We start from the raw sequence: 14,717 nt of genomic DNA on the forward strand, positions 1-14,717 counted from the left end.
CGCCGCACGCCGATCGGTGCCCGTTCTGCGAGGTGAGACGGTGTTTCCGGTGATCACAGGCCATTTGACTTCAGTGGATGCAGCCCAGAATGCCCCTTGATTGGTGCGGCATTATTTCCGGCAGGCAAACGGCTAACGCACGGCCGTCTGAAAATTGGGAGGGCTGGGCGTGTATCAGCGTGTCCACGAACAGGTCGAAGAGCAGGTAAGGCGCACACCGGACCGGGTTGCCGTGATCGCCGGCACCGTCCGGATGTGTTACGCGGAGCTCGACGCCCGCGCGAACCGGATCGCCCGGGAGCTGGCTCGGGCCGGCGCCGGTCCCGGTGAACTCGTGGGCGTGTGCCTGGGCCGGGACGAGCACCTGCTCCCGGCGTTGCTGGGTGTGCTGAAGACCGGTGCCGCCTACGTGCCGATGGACCCGGCGTATCCGGCCGAGCGGCTGGCGTACATCGCCGGTGACACGAAGATGCGGCTCGTCGCGACCACCCGTGGCTCGGCGTGGGCCGGCCTGGACGCGGTCGCGGTGCCGGTCGACGAGATCGCCGCGGACGCCGATGCGACGCCGCTCGGCCGGCCCGGTGACGGTACCGACGCGGCGTACGTCATCTACACCTCGGGCTCCACGGGAAAGCCCAAGGGCGTCGTTGTCGAGCACCGCAACACGATGAACCTGCTGCGGTACGAGGCCGAGGCGTACACCGACGAGGAGCTGCGCGGCCTGCTCGCCACCGCGTCGATCTGCTTCGACCCGTCGATCACCCAGCTGTTCCTGCCCCTGGTCACGGGCGGCACGGTCATCCTCGCCGACAACGTCCTCGCGCTGCCCGCGCTGCCGGCCCGCGACGAGGTCACGACCGTCTACGGCGTGCCGTCCGCGCTCGCCGCGCTGCTGCGGTCGCCGCTGCCGGCCGGTGTGCGGGCCGTGTTCGCCGGCGGGGAGCCGCTGACACGGGCGCTGGTCGACCGGATCTACGCCAACCCCGGCGTGCGGCGGGTGCTCAACCTTTACGGCCCGACCGAGTGCACCACGACGTGCGCGATCGCCGAGGTCGGCCGCGACGACGCCGGCGAGCCGCCGATCGGGCAGCCGATCGCGGGCGCCGTCATGTCCGTGCGCGACGCCGACGGGCAGCCGGTCGCCGACGGTGAGCTGGGCGAGCTGTGGATCGGCGGCCCGGTCGTCGCCCGCGGCTACCTGAACCGGGACAGCGGCGGGTTCGGCGACGGCTGGTACCGCTCCGGCGACCTGGTCCGCACCGACGGCACCGTGCTGCGGTTCGCCGGCCGCGCCGACGACCAGGTGAAGATCCGCGGGTACCGGGTCGAGCCCGGCGAGGTCGAGGCGGTGCTCGTGCAGCATCCGGCGGTGCGCCGCGCCGGTGTCGTCGCCGCCGCCGACGAGGACGGCGTGTCCTACCTGGTCGGGCACGTGGAGGCGACCGGCCTCGACGAGCAGAGCCTGCGCGCGTGGCTGCGCCGACGGGTGCCGGAGCACCTGGTGCCGACCCGGCTGGCGATCACCGAGCGGCTGCCGCTGAGCCCGAACGGCAAGATCGACCGGGCCGCACTGCCCGCGCTCGCGGCCCGGCGCGGGACCGAGACCGTGTTCGTCGCGCCCCGCACTCCCGCGGAGGAGCGGCTCGCCGCGATCGTCGGCGACGTGCTGGGCATCGACGAGATCGGGGTCGACGACCGCTTCACCGACCTCGGCGGGCACTCCCTGGCTGCCGCCCGCGTCTGCGCGCTCGCCGGCCGCGAGTTCGGCACCACGGTCGCCCTGGCCGACTTCCTCGCCGAGCCCACCGTCGCCGCCCTCGCGGCCCTGGTCAACGGCGGCCGGAGGCCCGCGGCGGCCCCGGTCCGGCATGAGGGGCGGACGGAGTACCCGCTCACCGCGACGCAGCGCGGCCTGTGGACGCTGCGGCAGGTCGGCTCGGTGCCGGCCGTGACCACAGTGGCGTTCCGGGTCCGGCTCACCGGGCCGGTCGAGGCGCCCGCCCTGCGCTCGGCGCTGGCCGCGCTGGTGTCGCGCCACGAGGTGCTGCGCAGCCGGATCGTCGAGCGCGACGGCGAGCCGATCGCGGTCGTGGGCGGGCGGACGGACGTCCCCGTCATCGAACACGACCTGCGCGACCGGCCCACGGCCGAGCACGACCTGCGCGACCGGCCCACGGCCGAGCACGACCTGCGCGACCGGCCCACGGCCGAGCACGACCTGCGCGACCGGCCCGCGACCGAGCACGACCTGCGCGACCGGCCCACGGCCGAGCACGACCTGCGCGACCGGCCCGCGACCGACCGCGCCGGACGGGCGGACGCGATCGCGGAGGCCGCCGCCCGGCACGCCTTCGACCTGACCGGCACCGCGCCGCTGCTGCGGGTCGAGCTCATCCGGCTCGCCGCCGGGGTGTCGGAACTGGTGGTCGTCGCCGACCACGTGGCCTTCGACGGCTGGTCCACCGGCACGTTCCTCACCGAGCTCGCGACGGAGCTGGCCGCGCCCGGGACCGTCGAGCCGCTGCCGGTGCAGGTCGGCGACCTCGCCGTCACGCCCGACGGCGCGACGGACGCATGGCGGGACGAGCTGGCCGGCGCGTCGCCGCCGAGCGAACTGTTCTCGGGCACCGGAAGCTTCCGCGGCGAGCGGATCACCCGCCCGGTGCCGCCGTCGAGCGGCACCGCGGTCTTCGCGGACTGGCTGACGGCGCTCGGGCTGCTGCTGGCCGGGTTCACCGCCCGCCGGGACGTGCTGGTCGGCGTGGTCGCGGCCCGGCGCGCCGGACCGGAGCTCGACCGGGTCATCGGCCCGCTCGTCGACGTGCTGCCGGTCCGGCTGCGGCTCGAGTCCGCGGCCACCGTCCGGGACACGGTCGCGGCCGCGTCGGCGACGACGGCCCGCGCGCTGGACCGGCCCCGGCCGTCCACGGAGGACCTGTTCGCGGCCGTCGGCACCCAGTCGCGCGGGGCGATGCTCACCCCCGTGGTGCTCGCCGCGCAGCCGGCCGGGATGCCGGTCCGGGTCGAGCGGGGCGGGGTACGGCTGGAGCTGCTCGGCGAGCTGGGGTGCGGCGGGGCGCAGAACCCGTTGACCGTCTTCGTGAACGAGACGGCCGACGGCGTCGAGCTTCAGGTGGAGTACGACACCGGCCTCACGGATCGCGAGTGGGTGGAAGCGTTCGCGGACCGGCTCCTGCGCATGCTCGCCGAGGTCACCGCGGACCCGGATCGCCCGCTGAACCGCCTGCCGCTGGTCACCGCGGCCGAGGAGGCGCAGCTGCTCGACCTGGCCGCCGGCCCGCCGGTCCCGGCCGGTGCACCGGCCACGGCGGTCGAGGCGATCGAGCGGCAGGTGCGGGAGCGCCCCGGCGAGGTGGCCGTCGTCGGCGCCGACGACGAGATGACGTTCCGGCAGCTGTGGGACGACTCGGCCGCGATCGCGGCGCTCCTGCTGGGACAGGGCATCGGACCCGGTGACGTCGTCGGCGTGTGCCTGCCGCGCGACCACCGGATGCCGGCGACGCTGCTCGGGGTGTGGCGGGCCGGGGCGGCCTACCTGCCGCTGGAGGCGGAGCTGCCGGCCGAGCGTCTGGGCTGGCTCGCCGCGGACGGCGGCGCGAAGACCGTGCTCTGCCGGTCCACGACCGCCGCCGCGGCCGGTTCAGGCGCGCTGGACCTGGACCTGGAACTGGACCGGGCGCCGGCTGTGCCCGCGGCCGACTTCCCGGTCGTCGGGTCCGGCGATCGGGCTTATCTGCTCTACACCTCGGGCTCGACCGGCAAGCCGAAGGGCGTGGCCGTCGCGCAGTCCAGCGTCGCCGCGCTCACCGAGGCGCTGCGCTTCGAGCCCGGCTTCGGGCCCGGGGACCGGATGCTCGCCGTGGCCACGCTCAGCTTCGACGTCTCGTGCGCGGAGATCTGGTCCGCGCTCGGCGTCGGCGCCTGCTGCGTGGTCGTCGACCGCGACAGCGCGGTGGACGGGTACCGCCTCGGCCGCCAGATGGCCGAGCACCGCGTCAACGTGATGAACGTGCCGCCGACGATCCTGCGCACCCTGCTCGCGGCGGGCTGGACCGGCGGGGCGGACCTGCGCGTGTGGGCCGCCGGCGAGACACTCGACCCGGCCCTGGCCCGGGAGCTGCTGCCGGTGGTGCGGGAGCTGTGGAACACGTACGGCCCGACCGAGGCGACCGTGCTGTCGACCGCGTACCGCGTCCTCGAGGTCGGCGACGCCGTGCCGATCGGGCACGCGATGCTCGGCGAGCGGCTGTACGTCATGGATGCGCTGGACCGGCTCGTCCCGGCGGGCGTCGTGGGTGAGCTCTGGATCGGCGGCGCCGGGCCGGCCATCGGCTACCACAACCGGCCGGACCTGACCGCGGCCGCGTTCGTGCCCGACCCCGTCGTGCCCGGCGGGCGGTGCTACCGCACCGGGGACCTGGTCTACCGCCGGCCGGACGGTGAGGTCGTGTTCTGCGGCCGGCGCGACCATCAGCTGAAGATCCGCGGGTACCGTGTCGAGCTCGGCGAGATCGAGGCCGTGCTGCGCGCCCACCCCGACGTCGAGCACGCAGTCGTCACGGCGCGGGGCCAGGGTGCGGAGGCGCACCTCGTCGGCTACGTCGCGGGCCCGGTCACCGCCGGGCAGATGGCCGCCCACCTGCGCGCGAGCCTGCCCGCCTACCTCGTGCCGCACCGCTGGGTGGTGCTCGACGCGCTGCCGATGACGCCCAGCGGCAAGGTCGACCTGGGCGCCCTGCCCGAGCCCGGCGAGGACCGGCCGCACCGGCCGGCCGAGTCGATGATGGAGCAGCTGGTCGCCGACGTGTGGGCCCAGATCCTCCCCACTGATCGCATCGGCGCCGACGACAGTTTCTTCGGTCTCGGCGGGCACTCGCTGGCCGCGACCCGGGCCGTCGGCCGGCTGCGCGAGACGCTCGGCTGCGCGATTCCCGTGCGGCTGCTGTTCGACCATCCGGTCCTCGCGAACTTCGCGGGGCAGCTCGAGCGGCTTGTTTTGGACGACATCGTGGCCGCACCGGCCACCGGCAACTAGAAAATAGGAAGTCAAATATGTCTATGTCTGACCAGGACACCTTACGGGCCGTCATGGAGCGGCGGGTCGCGGCTGCCCGCGCCGCCGCCCGGGCCGACGCGGAGATCCCGCGCCGGTCCGACCCGGCCGCGCCGCAGCCGCTGTCACCGTCGCAGGCCCGGCTGTGGTTCAACGCGCAGTTCGAGACCAACACGTCGATCTACAACGTGCCCACGGTGCTGCGGCTGACCGGCCCGCTCGACGCCGACGCGTTGCTGGCCGCGCTGCGCGAGGTCGCCGCCCGGCACGAGGTCCTGCGCAGCGTCATCGCGCCGCCCGGGCACGCCGTCGCCGGCCCGGCCGACCGGCTGCAACTGTCCCTGGCGGACATCGACGAGCCGGCGCTGGACGCGGCGCTGCGGGCCGAGGTGAGCCGGCCGTTCGAGCTCGACCGCGAGCCGCCGATGCGGGCCGTGCTCTTCCGGGTCGGCGCCGAGCACCACGTGCTGGCCCTGACCGTGCACCACATCGCCACCGACGCGTGGTCGCAGGACCTGATCCTCGATGAGATCGGCGCGCTGTACGCCGCCCGGCTCGGCCAGGGAACACCGCCCGCCCCGCCGCGGCTGCAGTACGCCGACATCACCGAGTGGCAGGCCACGCGGACCGCGGACGACCACGTCGGCTGGTGGGCCGAGCGGCTGGCCGGGCTCGCCCCGGCGCTCGCGTTCCCCGTCGACCGGCCCTACCCGGCAGTGGCCGACTGGAGCGGCGGCTACCTGCCGTTCAGTCTGTCCCCGGCGCTGGCCGAGCGGGTGCGCGAGACCGCCCGGGAATGCAACGCGACGCCGTTCATGGTGGTGCTCGCGGCCTGGCAGGCGCTGCTGGGCCGGCTCTGCGGCAGCGAGGACGTCGCGGTCGGCGTGCCCGAGTCCGGGCGCCACCACCGCGCGACGGAGGGCGTCGTCGGCTGCTTCATCAACACGCTCGTGATGCGCACCGACCTGTCCGGCGACCCGACCGGCCGGCAGCTGCTCGACCGCGTCCGGGAAACCACCATCGAGGCGTTCGCGCATGCCACCGCGCCCTTCGAACGGGTCGTGGAGGCCGTGGCACCCGAGCGTTCCACCGCCACGACACCGATCTTCCAGTCGATGCTGTACCTGCTGGAGACCGTCCAGCGCGACCCGGTGCTGCCGGGCGTGCGCGCCGAGCGGCTCGAGGCCCCGCTCGACTTCAACAAGTTCGACGTGAGCCTGTCGCTGGAGGCCGAGGGCGGCGGCTACGAGGGCGAGCTGCACTACCGCCGCGACCTGTTCGACCGGGCGACGGCCGAGCGCTGGGCGCGCTGGCTGCTCGCCCTGCTCGACGGGATGCTGGCCGAGCCCGACCGCCCGCTCTCACAGCTCGACCTGCTCAGCGACGCCGAACGGGCCGACCTGGTGGCCCTCGGCACCGGCCCCGGCCTGCCCGCCGACGCGCCCGCCACGGTGCTCGACGCGGTCCTCGCCCAGGCCGACGCCCGCCCCGCGGCCGTCGCCGTCGACGCCACCGGCGGCACCCTGACCTACGGTGACCTGGCCGGGGCCGCGGCCCGGATCGCGACCGCGCTGCGCGAGCACGGGGCCGGGCCGGGCGCGCCCGTCGGGATCTGCCTGCCCCGCGACCGGCACCTGCCCGCCGCGCTGGTCGGCGTCTGGCAGGCCGGATCGGCGTACGTGCCGCTGGAGCCCGACCACCCGGCCGAGCGGCTGCGCTACCAGCTCAGCGACTCCGGCGCCAAGGTCGTCCTCGCGGCCGCGGAGACGCTCGACGTGGCCCGCCCGCTCGTCGAGGGCACCGGCGCCGTCCTCGTCGACCTGGCCGACGCGCTGGCCGCCGAGCCCGGCGAACTCCCGGCGACCGGCCCCGACGACCTCGCGTACATCCTCTACACCTCAGGCTCGACCGGCCGGCCCAAGGGGGTGGAGCTCAGCCACGGCGCCGTCGCCGCGTTCGTCGCGGCCAACTGCGAGCTGGTGCCGGTGACACCCGACGACGTGATGCTCGGCCTGACCGCGCTCTCCTTCGACGTGGCCGGGATCGAGCTGTGGTGCGGCCTCGGCAACGGCGCCCGGCTGGTGCTGCTGGAGCGCGGCGTGGCCGTCGACGGGCACCTGGTGGCGCAGCGCATCGCCGAGTCCAAGGTGACCGTGATGACCGCGACCCCGACCACGTTCCGGATGCTCGTCGCGGCCGGCTGGCAGTCGCCGGAGGTGCGGGGGATCGCCATCGGCGAGGCCCTCGACCCCGCGCTCGGCCGCGAGCTCACGGCCCGGCTCGGCGAGTGCTGGAACGGCTACGGCCCGACCGAGACCGCCGTGGCGTCCACGATGTACCGCCTCACCGCCCCCGTCGGCGACACCGTGCCGATCGGCACCCCGATGGCGGGGGAGTGGGTGTACGTGATGGACCCCAACTCCCCAGCTGCCGGCCGCCTCGCGCTGCCCGGGACCATCGGCGAACTGTGGATCGGCGGCGCCGGTGTGGCCCGCGGCTACCACGGCCGGCCCGACCTGACCGAGGCCGCGTTCGTCGCCGACCCGGTCCGCCCCGGCGAACGCTGCTACCGCACCGGCGACCTGGTCCGCTGGCGCACCGACGGACTCCTGGACTTCCTCGGCCGCCGCGACCACCAGGTGAAGGTGCGCGGGCACCGCATCGAGCTCGGCGAGATCGAGTCGCAGCTGCGCTCGGCGCCGGACGTGGCCGAGGCGGTGGTGACCGTCGCCGACCCGACCGGCGACGCGCACCTCGTCGGCTACGTCGTACCGCGCCCGGGGTCGACGCCGGACACACAGGCCCTGGAGGCCCTGCTGCGGGCGACACTGCCCGACTACATGGTCCCGCGCCGCTGGATGACGCTGGACGCGCTGCCGGTCAACGCGTCAGGGAAGGTCGACCGCACCGCGCTGCCCGAGCCGCGGGACGAGGTGCAGCAGCGGGTCGCGCCGCGCACCGAGGCGGAGCAGCTGGTCGCCGAGATGTGGAGCGCCGTGCTGAAGCGCGATGAGCTGTCGGTGTACGACAACTTCTTCGCGCTCGGCGGGCACTCCCTGTCGGCGACGCTGGTCGTGGGCCGGCTCCGCGACGCGCTGGACTTCCCGGTGCCGGTCCGGCTGCAGTTCGAGCAGCCGGTGCTGGCGAACTTCGCCGCCGCGCTGGAGGCACTGCTGCTGGACGAGGCGGCGCAGGCGTGACAGTCACCGACGCCCAGCGCTCGCTGCTGCAGCAGCGGCTGGCCGGGGCACGCCGCAACGCCGCCCGCGCCGCCAGCACCATTCCCGCGTCCCCCGACCGGGACTCGCCGGCGCCGCTGTCACCGGCCCAGGCCCGGCTGTGGTTCCTGCACCAGCTGGAGCCCGACAGCGGCTCCTACCACGTGACAGCCACCGTGCGGCTGACCGGCCCGCTCGACGTGGCCGCGCTGACCGCCGCGATCCGGGACCTCGCCGAGCGCCACCACGTGCTGCGCACCCGGTACGTGGACCGCGACGGCGAGCCGAGCGCGGTGCTGGGCAGCGCGGACGACGTGCTCGTCGAGACCGATGGGGAGATCGACGACGTCCGGCAGCGGGCGTTCCGGCTCGAGGAGGAGCCGCCGCTGCGGGCGCTGATCCGCCGCGACGGGCCGGACGAGCACGTGCTGCTGCTCGTCGTGCACCACATCGCCTTCGACGAGTGGTCCGTCGACCTCGCCCTGCGCGAGCTCGCCGACCTGTACGCCGCCCGCCTCGACGGCCGCCCGGCGCCGGACGCGCCCGGGCTGCAGTACGCCGACTACGCCCGCTGGCAGGCCGGCCGCGAGCCGTCTGCCGCGGCCCTGGACCGGTGGGTCGAGCGGCTGCAGGGCCTGGCGCCGGTGCTGGACCTGCCGACCGACCGGCCCCGCCCCGCGGTGGCCGGCCACGGGGCCGGGGAGGTGCCGGTGCACGTGCCCGCGGCGCTGGCCGGCCCGCTCGCCGACCTCGCCGCCTCCTGCGGGGCCACCCCGTTCATGGTGCTGCTCACCGCGCTCCAGGCGCTGCTGGCCCGGGTGTGCGGCACCGACGACATCCCGATCGGGGTCCCGGTCGCGGGCCGGCACCACCCCGACATCGAGAAGATGATCGGCTGCTTCATCGGTACGTTGGTCATGCGGACCGACTGCTCCGGCGACCCGACCGGACGCGAGCTGCTGGCCCGGGTCCGCGAGGTGGCGATCGACGCGCTCGCGCAGTCCGAGACCCCGTTCGAGCGGATCGTGGAGCGGCTGCAGCCCGAGCGCACCCTCGGCCACACGCCGATCTTCCAGGTGCTGCTCAACGTGCTGGAGCAGCCGGCCGCGCCGCCGCGCCTGCCGCACCTGGACGCGCAGGGCGTCCTGCTGCCGACCCACACCGCCAAGTACGACCTCAACCTCACGCTGTCGCGGGTGGACGACGGCTACCGCGGCATGCTGGTGTTCCGCACCGACCTGTTCGACGAGGAGACCGTCCGGCGGTTGGTGGACTGGTTCCTGGCGCTGCTGACGGGGTTGGTCACCGAGCCCGACCGCCCCGTCGGAGCGCTGGCGCTGGAGCCCGGCGTGCGGCCCGGGCCGGACGGCCCGCGGGTGTCCTACCCGCTGGACCGGCCGCTGCACGAGCTCATCGCCCGCCACGCCGGGTCGACGCCGGAGGCCACCGCGGTGGTCGCGGCGGACGGCCGGCTGACCTACGCGGAGCTGGACCGGCGCGCCGGGGCGGTGGCGGCCCGGTTGCTGGCGGCCGGCGTACGGCCCGAGGAGCCGGTCGCGGTGCTCACCGAGCGCGGGACGGCCCTGCCCGTCGCGATGCTGGGAACGCTGAAGGCCGGCGCCGTCTACCTGCCCGTCGACCCCGGCTACCCGGACGGCCGCGTGGCGGAGATCCTCGACACCGCCCAGGCCCGGTTCGTGCTCACCGAGACGGCGTTCGCGGACCGTGCACCGTGCCGTGTCCCGGGCCGTGAGGCGATCGTCGTCGCGGACGTCACCGGCGATCCGGCCGAGGCCGTGGTGGTGCCGATGGACCACCTCGCGTACCTCATCTTCACGTCCGGCTCGACCGGGCGGCCCAAGGGCGTCATGGTCGAGCACCGCAACATCGCGCACTACCTGCACGCGGTGGCGGACCGCATCGGACACCGGAGGTCCTACGCCCTGGTGTCCACCCACGCCGCCGACCTCGGCATGACGAACCTGTTCGGGGCGCTCGCCACCGGCGGCGTGGCGCACCTCGTGGACCGCGAGACCGCCACGGACCCGGAGGCGTTCGCGGCCTACCTGGCCGAGCACCCGGTCGACGCGATGAAGCTGGTCCCGAGCCACCTGGAGCTGCTGGCCGCGCACGGCGACCTCGCCGCGCTGCTGCCCCGCGAGCTGCTCGTCCTGGCCGGCGAGCCCTGCCCGTGGGAGCTGGTCGACCGCATCGAACGGGTCCGGCCGGACCTCGAGGTCCAGGTCCACTACGGCCCGACCGAGACGACCGTCTCCGTCTTCGGCTGCGACGTGCGCGAGGTCCCGGCCGAGCGCCGCACCGGCATCGTCCCCATCGGACGCCCGTTCGCGAACGTCGAATGCCGGGTGACCGACCGGGCGGGCCGCCAGGTGCCGGACGGGGTGCCCGGTGAGCTGCGCATCGGCGGCCCGAGCGTGGCCCGCGGCTACCTGAACCTCGTCGACGACCGCTTCCAGCAGGGGTGGTACCGCTCCGGCGACCGCGTCCGCGTCGACGCCCACGGCCTCGTGCAGATCCTGGGCCGGGTCGACGACCAGGTGAAGATCCGCGGTTTCCGGGTCGAGCTCAACGAGGTCGCCTCCGCGGTGCGCGGGGTCCCCGGCGTCGGCGAGGCCGTGGTACTGCCCGTCGGCGAAGCACACACGCGCCGGCTGGCCGCCTGGATCACGCCCGCAACCGCCGATCCCGGGCAGGTGCGGGCCGCGCTGCGCGACCGGCTCCCGGACTACATGGTGCCGTCGGCGTTCGTGATCCTCGACCGGCTCCCGCTGACCGCCAACGGCAAGGTGGACCGGACCGCGCTGCCCGCACCGCAGCCGCCGGGCGCCGCCACCCGGGTCGCGCCGGAGTCCCCGACGCAGCTGCGGGTCGCCGCGGCCTGGGCCGAGGTCCTCGACGGCGCTGAGATCGGGCTCGACGACGACTTCTTCGCCCTCGGCGGCGACTCGTTCAAGGCCGTGCGCGCCGTGCGGGCCATCGACCCGCAGCTGCGGGTCATCGACCTGTTCACCCGCCCGACCGTGCGCGAGCTGGCCGCCTACCTCGACGGCGACACCGGCTCGACCGGGCTGCTGCACCGCCTCGCGGGCCCGGCCGACGCGACCCTGACCGTCGTCTGCGTGCCCTACGGCGGCGGCTCGGCCGCGGCCTACGGGCCGCTCGCCACCGAACTCGCCCAGCGCCTGCCGGGCGCGGCCGTCCTGGCGATCGAACTGCCCGGGCACGACCCCGCCCGGCCCGACGAGCCGCCGCTGCCGATGGCCGAGCTGATCGACCGCGTGGTCGCGGACCTGCCGACCGGCCCGGTGCTGGTCTACGGCCACTGCGTCGGCTCGGCGGCCGCCACCGAGCTCGCCCTCCGACTGGAGTCCGACGGCCGCGAGGTCGCCGGACTGGTCGTCGGCGGCAGCTTCCCGGCGGCCCGGCTGCCGGGGCGGGTGTCGTCCTGGCTGCACCGGCGCTTCCACGCCACCTGGTTCACCTCCGACCGGGCGTACCGCGACTTCCTGCGTACACTCGGCGGCCTCGACGACGACGAGGGCCTCGACGCCGACGTGATCCTGCGCAGCCTGCGGCACGACGTGGACGAGTCCCAGACGTGGTTCACCCGCGAGCTGACCCGGCCCGACCGGCGGCGGCTGCGGGCGCCCGTGCTGTGCCTCATCGGGGCGCGGGACCGCTCGACGGAGCTGTACCAGGAACGCTATGCCGAATGGGGCGCCTTCGCGGACCGCGTCGCCCTCGCCGTCCTGCCCCGGGCCGGGCACTACTTCCTCAAGCACCAGGCGGCGGCCGCGGCCGACGAGATCGCCGGCACGCTGCGGGAGTGGGGCGCGGGCCGGGCGCCGGAGGTGGTCAGCACCGCGGTCACCGGCGGCCGGGCCCGGCGCGACCTGCGCGAGTTCTACGTCATGACGGCCGGCCAGACCGCCTCGCTGATCGGTGCCGCGCTGAGCTCGTTCGCCCTGGGCGTCTGGGCGTACCAGCAGAACGGCCGCGTCGCCGACTACGCCCTCGTCACCATGCTGGCCCTGCTGCCCTCGATCCTGCTGCTGCCGGTGGGCGGTGCCGTGGCGGACCGGATCGACCGGCGGCGCATCATGCTGGCCTGCAACGGGGCGGGCGCGGCGGTCATGTCCGCCGTGGTCACCCTGCTGGCGCTGGGCCGCCTGGAGATCTGGAGCGTCGGGCTGCTGGCCGGGCTGCTGTCAGCGGTGACCGCCTTCCACCGGCCCGCCTACCTGGCCGCGGTCGCGCAGCTGGTGCCGAAGCCGTACCTGGGGCAGGCCAACGCCCTCGCCAACCTCGGCCCGGGCATCGGCATGCTCATCGCCCCACTGGCCGGCGGCGCGCTGATCACGGCGCTGGGCATGCCGTGGGTGGTCGCGGTCGACGTGGTGTCGCTGCTCGTCGGCGTCGGCACGCTGCTGCTGGTGCGCCTGCCCGACCGGCTCTTCCGCCGTCAGGAGGAGACCTTCGTCCGCGCGATCGTCGGCGGCTGGCGGTTCCTCATCCGGCGCCGCCCGCTCATGGTCATGATCGTGTTCTTCGTGGTCGAGAACTACCTCGCGATGCTCGCCCTCGCCGTGACCGTGCCGACCGTGTACGCCTTCGGCGGCACGACGGCCGTCAGCGTCGTCACCGCGTTCAGCGGCATCGGGGCCGCCCTCGGCGCACTGGCCATGGTGCTGTGGGGCGGCGCCGAACGCCGTGCCACCGGCATGGTCGGCTTCGTCATCGGGGTCGGCCTCGGCGCCGCGCTCGTCGGGCTACGGCCATCGACGGCGCTCGCGGCGGCGGGCAGCCTCATCTGGTACGCCTCGCTCACCATCCTCAACGCCCACTGGCTCGCGATCATCCAGGTCAAGGTCGGCCTCGAACTGCAGGGCCGGGTCCTCGCCACGAACCAGATGCTCGCCGTGGCGATGACACCGGTCGCGTTCCTGACCGCGCCGCCGTTCACGGAGGCGGTCGCGCCGCTGCTGCGGCCCGGGGGCGCGCTCGCGGACACCGTCGGGCGGGTCGTGGGCGTCGGGGACGCCCGCGGCACGGGACTGATCCTGCTGGCCTGCGGCGTGCTGCTGGTGATCTGGGGCGCGCTGGGCCTGGCCTACCGACCCCTGCACCGGATGGAGGACGACCTGCCGGACGCCGCAGCGGGCGCCGAGATCCCCGACTCGCTGGACGAGGTCCAGGCCCAGGCCGACGAACAGGTGCGCGTGTAATCCGACGCACCGTTCTCGACGCGGTCGTCCAACGGCAGCACGTGATCGGGAGACCAGGCCGACCTCGCGGCAGCACCAGCGAAAATGCCGCGGGGTCCGGCCTGGCCGGCCGTCCAGGTGCGCTCGGCCGTGCCGGGAGTACGGTCGGGGTCTACCCGCGGTGCCTCGAACCGCGTGACCGGAGGAGTCGATGCTGGGATGACGGCAGGGCGACCGATGCCCACGCAGGACGAGGTGCTGGGGTACTTCAGCGCGCTGTCGAACTGGGGGCGATGGGGCGACGACGACGAGCTCGGGACGCTGAACCACATCACCGACGAGGTCCGGCTGGCGGCGGCGCGGGCCGTGCGCCACGGCAGGAGCGTGTCGTGCGCGTGGGAGGTCGCCGTCCCGGACGAGATGGAGCGGTCGACAACGACGTGCCTGTGCGCCGCCGACATGCCGGGTGCCGAGCACATGCCGCTGCCCGGATTCCGCAACGACCGGCGCTGGGGGTTCTCGTCCGAGCGTCTCGGCATCACGTTCCACGGCAACACCGTCACCCACGTCGACTCGCCGTGTCACATCTTCTGGGACGGCACGATGTACAACGGGCGGCCGCACTCGTCGGTCGACGCCGCAACGGGATCGGCGTGGGGGGCCGTCACGGCGGCGGCGAACGGGATCGTCACGCGTGGCGTCCTGCTGGACATCGCGAGGGTCCGCGACGTGCCGTGGCTGGAGCCGGGGGAGGGTGTGTTCCCCGACGATCTCGAGGAGGCCGAGCGTCGCCAGGGTGTGCGGGTGCGATCCGGCGATGCGGTGCTCCTGCGGACCGGCCAAGGCCGCGTCCGGCACGAAGCCGGTCCGGCCGGCGGTTTCACCCAGGCCGGCTGGCACGCGTCCTGCCTGCCGTGGCTGCGCGAACGACAGGTCGCCCTGATCGGCGCCGACACCCCTCAGGACGTTCAGCCGTCGGGGTACGACGACGTGTTGATGCCGGTTCATGCCGTGGGTCTCGTCGCGATGGGTCTGTGGCTGCTCGACAACTGCGACCTGGAGGCGTGCGCGACGACGGCCGCCGAGCTCGGCCAATGGGACTTTCACCTCGCTGTCGCACCGGTCCGCTTCGCCGGGACGTCCGGCAGCCCGGTCAACCCGATCGCCACGTTCTGACCGCGGTTCGCGAGGGCGTCCCGC

At 74.8% G+C, this 14,717-nt stretch carries 4 protein-coding genes; all 4 read left to right on the top strand.

Annotated elements, in window-relative coordinates:
* The first annotated feature begins 169 nt into the window (after positions 1-169).
* Positions 170-5,056: an amino acid adenylation domain-containing protein gene (locus ABD332_RS48265; RefSeq protein WP_344511790.1), complete on the top strand. Its 4,887-nt coding sequence runs from the start codon at positions 170-172 to the stop codon at positions 5,054-5,056.
* A gap of 23 nt (positions 5,057-5,079) precedes the next feature.
* Positions 5,080-8,274 (top strand): non-ribosomal peptide synthetase, encoded by a 3,195-nt coding sequence (locus ABD332_RS48270; protein WP_344511792.1) that lies wholly within the window; start codon positions 5,080-5,082, stop codon positions 8,272-8,274.
* Positions 8,271-13,538, top strand: coding sequence for a non-ribosomal peptide synthetase/MFS transporter (locus ABD332_RS48275; RefSeq protein ID WP_344511794.1), 5,268 nt, complete (start codon positions 8,271-8,273; stop codon positions 13,536-13,538). The genes ABD332_RS48270 and ABD332_RS48275 overlap by 4 nt, the downstream gene beginning before the upstream one ends.
* Before the next feature lie 198 nt (positions 13,539-13,736).
* Positions 13,737-14,693 (top strand): cyclase family protein, encoded by a 957-nt coding sequence (locus ABD332_RS48280; RefSeq protein WP_344511796.1) that lies wholly within the window; start codon positions 13,737-13,739, stop codon positions 14,691-14,693.
* Positions 14,694-14,717 lie beyond the last annotated feature (24 nt).

Source organism: Dactylosporangium maewongense, assembly GCF_039531485.1.
GTDB classification, from domain to species: domain Bacteria; phylum Actinomycetota; class Actinomycetes; order Mycobacteriales; family Micromonosporaceae; genus Dactylosporangium; species Dactylosporangium maewongense.

Excerpts from the sequence above, each read along its gene's own strand:
- ABD332_RS48270 (WP_344511792.1), top strand. The coding sequence starts at position 5,080 with ATGTCTGACCAGGACACCTTACGGGCCGTCATGGAGCGGCGGGTCGCG.
- ABD332_RS48280 (WP_344511796.1), top strand. The coding sequence starts at position 13,737 with ATGACGGCAGGGCGACCGATGCCCACGCAGGACGAGGTGCTGGGGTAC.